This window comes from Neisseria sp. HMSC067H09, from assembly GCF_001814135.1.
Lineage (GTDB): Bacteria > Pseudomonadota > Gammaproteobacteria > Burkholderiales > Neisseriaceae > Neisseria.
Map to the genome: position 1 here is coordinate 1 of NZ_KV814888.1, position 3,318 is coordinate 3,318.

The 3,318-nt window shown below is 46.3% G+C and carries 5 protein-coding genes; all 5 read left to right on the top strand.

Going from position 1 to position 3,318, the window contains the following annotated elements:
* The first annotated feature begins 310 nt into the window (after positions 1-310).
* The 5 genes from HMPREF2954_RS03690 (at position 311) to HMPREF2954_RS03705 (ending at position 3,092) form a co-directional block, all read left to right on the top strand.
* Positions 311-829 carry a GbsR/MarR family transcriptional regulator gene (locus tag HMPREF2954_RS03690; protein WP_045074553.1) on the top strand — a complete coding sequence of 173 codons (519 nt, stop codon included), beginning with the start codon at positions 311-313 and terminating at the stop codon, positions 827-829.
* Between the two features lie 63 nt (positions 830-892).
* Positions 893-1,252: an NADH dehydrogenase gene (locus HMPREF2954_RS11435; RefSeq protein ID WP_082054540.1), complete on the top strand. Its 360-nt coding sequence runs from the start codon at positions 893-895 to the stop codon at positions 1,250-1,252.
* Between the two features lie 91 nt (positions 1,253-1,343).
* The gene (locus tag HMPREF2954_RS03695) at positions 1,344-1,733 is read left to right on the top strand and encodes a DoxX-like family protein (RefSeq protein WP_045074551.1); all 390 of its coding nucleotides are present in this window, start codon (positions 1,344-1,346) and stop codon (positions 1,731-1,733) included.
* Entirely contained in the window at positions 1,730-2,212 is a 483-nt protein-coding gene (locus HMPREF2954_RS03700) for a DUF2269 family protein (protein WP_003778699.1), read from the top strand. Before HMPREF2954_RS03695 ends, HMPREF2954_RS03700 begins: the two co-directional genes overlap by 4 nt.
* Positions 2,213-2,252: 40 nt before the next feature.
* A complete protein-coding gene (locus HMPREF2954_RS03705; RefSeq protein ID WP_045074549.1) occupies positions 2,253-3,092 on the top strand; it encodes an NAD-dependent epimerase/dehydratase family protein in 840 nt (279 codons plus the stop codon).
* Positions 3,093-3,318 lie beyond the last annotated feature (226 nt).

Consider the following 3,318-nt stretch of genomic DNA (forward strand, 5'->3'; position numbering starts at 1 on the left):
AAAGGCGGACGATAGTCCAAATTCGTATAATGTATATTATGTAAAATTATTGCATTTCACTTTTCTTAGTTTTAATTATTACCACAAATCCCTTAAAGAATTTAGGGGATTTCCCATAAGTATTTTCTTCCAACAAAAACCGTAACCGTACAAGCTATAATTACCAAACATGTTAACCACTCTCTCCGCTGAAGTTGGAGCAGGTGCTGGTTCATCAGCCAATCAATTCGCGTCTAAATTGATAAAAAATTTGCCCCTTAAATATTTCTGTATTGACAGAAATAAAAGATAAAAATAAAATACCCTCACTATGAAACTGAATCCAACCACTGAAAAATTTATCCTCCACTGGGGCGAAATGGGCACCAAATGGGGCGTCAACCGTACCGTTGCGCAAATCCATGCCCTGCTCTACATCTTAGGCAGACCGATGAATGCCGAAGAAATTACCGAAACGCTCGGCGTAGCGCGCTCCAATGTCAGCAACAGCATCAAAGAGCTGCAAAATCTGAGGCTGGTGCATACCGTGCATATCTTGGGCGACAGGCGCGATCATTTTGAAACTTCAGACGACGTCTGGACTTTGTTCCGCACCATCGCAGAAATGCGCATGCAGCGCGAAATCGAACCGACGCGGCAATTTCTGCAAAGCCTGATCGATAGTCCTGAATTTAATCAGGAAAATGAAACCGCCAAACAGCGAATCCGACAAACCCATGATTTCATTAACACGCTGATCATATGGGCAAATGAAATGTTGAAGCTTTCCACTTCAACCATGGTGAAAATTTTAAAAATAGGCGCCGGAATACAAAAATTTTTCCGATGATGCCAATCAAATTGGTTTTTAATATATGCAACCCGTTTTCTCTTACGCAATCATAGGTGTGTTATGACGCATTCGACAGAAGATTATTTCGACTATCCGAGAGGCAGAGTCATCATCGTTTATACTGCATCTACGGTATTTTTTACATTTAGTATCGGCTACTATGCTTTATTATTTACCGTACCGGCCCTAATTTGCGGGTTGATCTTAAGCTTGACGTCTACATACAGGGACTTACGCGGCCTTATCCGGGCAGGCATCGTCGGATCGTTATGCGGTTGTCTGTATCTTTTACTGTTTGGTGCAGATTTTATCAGCAGCCTCCAAGCAGGCGTGGTAATAGGCGGTACTTATTCTTTGATTGTCGGTCTTTTAAGTCTGCCCAATCCTCCTGGGGAAGACGATATTCGGGAACCTGCCTAATTTTTTTACCTTTATATTTCTCTTTTGACAGAAATTTTAGAAATTACAGGCTAAATATATAAACAAACCGAAATGAAATTAGGAAACCAATATGTCCGACAACACTACGCATACTCTCCCTGCTTACCTGTCTTACTCGATGGGGCTGCTATGGCTGTGGAGCGGTACCCAACCTCTGTTTTTCATGCCCGAAATGTCATTGGATTTGCTGTATTCGGTCGGTATTCCCAATCCGCTGCAATGGCCGACATTAATCGCCGCTTCACTGCTGGACATCGGTTTTGCCTTTTTATGCTTCAGCCGCTTTCGTGCCCGTTCCGCAATATGGCTGCTGCAATTGATAACCGTCACGACATACAGCCTGATTATTGCCTTCAGGCTGCCCGAAATGTGGGCGCATCCGTTTGCGCCTTTGGTAAAAAACCTGCCGATTATGGCTACTTTATTTTTCCTGTATCAATCCGTAGGAGATAAAAAATGAACACTTATTTAATCGTTAAAACCCTGCACATCATCTCGGCTACCTTAATGGTCGGCACCGGTTTTGGTACAGCGTTTTACCTCTTTTGGGCAAACCGCAGCGGTTCGGTCGCCGCGCAGTCGGTCGTATCGCATTGGGTCATCAAAGCAGATTGGTGGTTTACGACTCCCGCCGTCATTTTCCAACCCTTGTCCGGCTTATGGATGCTGTACGAACGTGGCTATACCGTTTCCACCATGCTAGAACAAAATTGGGTATGGATGACGATCGGTTTATACATCCTTGCAGGCATTTGCTGGCTGCCCGTTGTCTGGCTGCAAATCCGTATGGCAAAGATTGCCGAACAAGCGCATAAAGAAAACGCAGACACCATTCCAGAACCCTATTGGCGTTATGCCAGACGCTGGGAATTGCTGGGCTATCCCGCCTTTTGCGCCACTATCGTGATTTACTTCCTGATGGTGATGAAACCGATTTAAAGATTTTCAGACGACCTCAGCAACACCATAAAGAAAAACCATGAACATCATCATTTTCGGAGGCAGCGGCTTCATCGGCAGCCGTACCGCCCAAATCTTAAAAGAACAAGGTCACCAAGTTTACACGCCCGACCGCCGCGCCTTCGATTTTCTTCATCCTGACGAAACCGCCGCACGCCGTTTATTAGAGGGGCAAGACGTCCTCATCAACTGCATCGGCATCATGAACCGTCATGCCGAAATACTCGAAACCGTACACCACCGTACGCCCAAACAACTCGCCGCATGGGCAAAAACAGCAGGCATAAAACACTGGGTGCAACTATCCGCACTGGGTGCCGACCCATCTCAATCCATCAACTTTGTCGGCAGCAAAGGACGTGGAGATGATGCCGTCGCCCAAAGCGGCATCCCGATTGCCATAGCCAGACCATCCGTCGTTTACGGGCGAGGAGGAACCAGCTGCGAACTGTTCATCAAATTAGCCCGCCTCTCTTTACTTCCACTACCAGAAGGCGGCCGCTTTTACTTGCAGCCCGTCCATCTTGCCGATGTTGCCGAAGGTTTGGCAAAACTGGCCGTCCAAACCGACGCCGGCCACAGCATCGTCAATATGACCGGCAGCCAAACGCTGACCTTGGCGGAATACCTGACCACCCTCCGCCAAACCTTGCACCACAAACCGCCGCAACATATCCTGCCCATTCCCCTGTGCCTGATTGACCCTGCGCTGCCGTTGGCAAACCTCCTCAGCAACGGCATCATCAGCCGCAACAGTTTTGACCTGCTCAAACAAGGTTCATGCGCCGATTATTCTGATTTTGCAGCTTTATTAGGGAGGGCGCCATTAGCTGCGGAAAACTTTTCCCATCAAGGCTGAATCAGCCATACACATATGCAACGGAAAATTAGATTTCAGACGAGATTTACCTGCTACAATTCATCTTTTTTATTCTTGACATTATGAAAACCGTGCGTGTTTGTACTATAACGGACAAACTTAGCATTAACGTGGCAATACTGGTGCAAATCGAAACGTAAAGAAGCAACGACAACCGTAAACTGTAGAAATCAGTAGCGTTGTTTACAGTATTTCCAGGAGAATA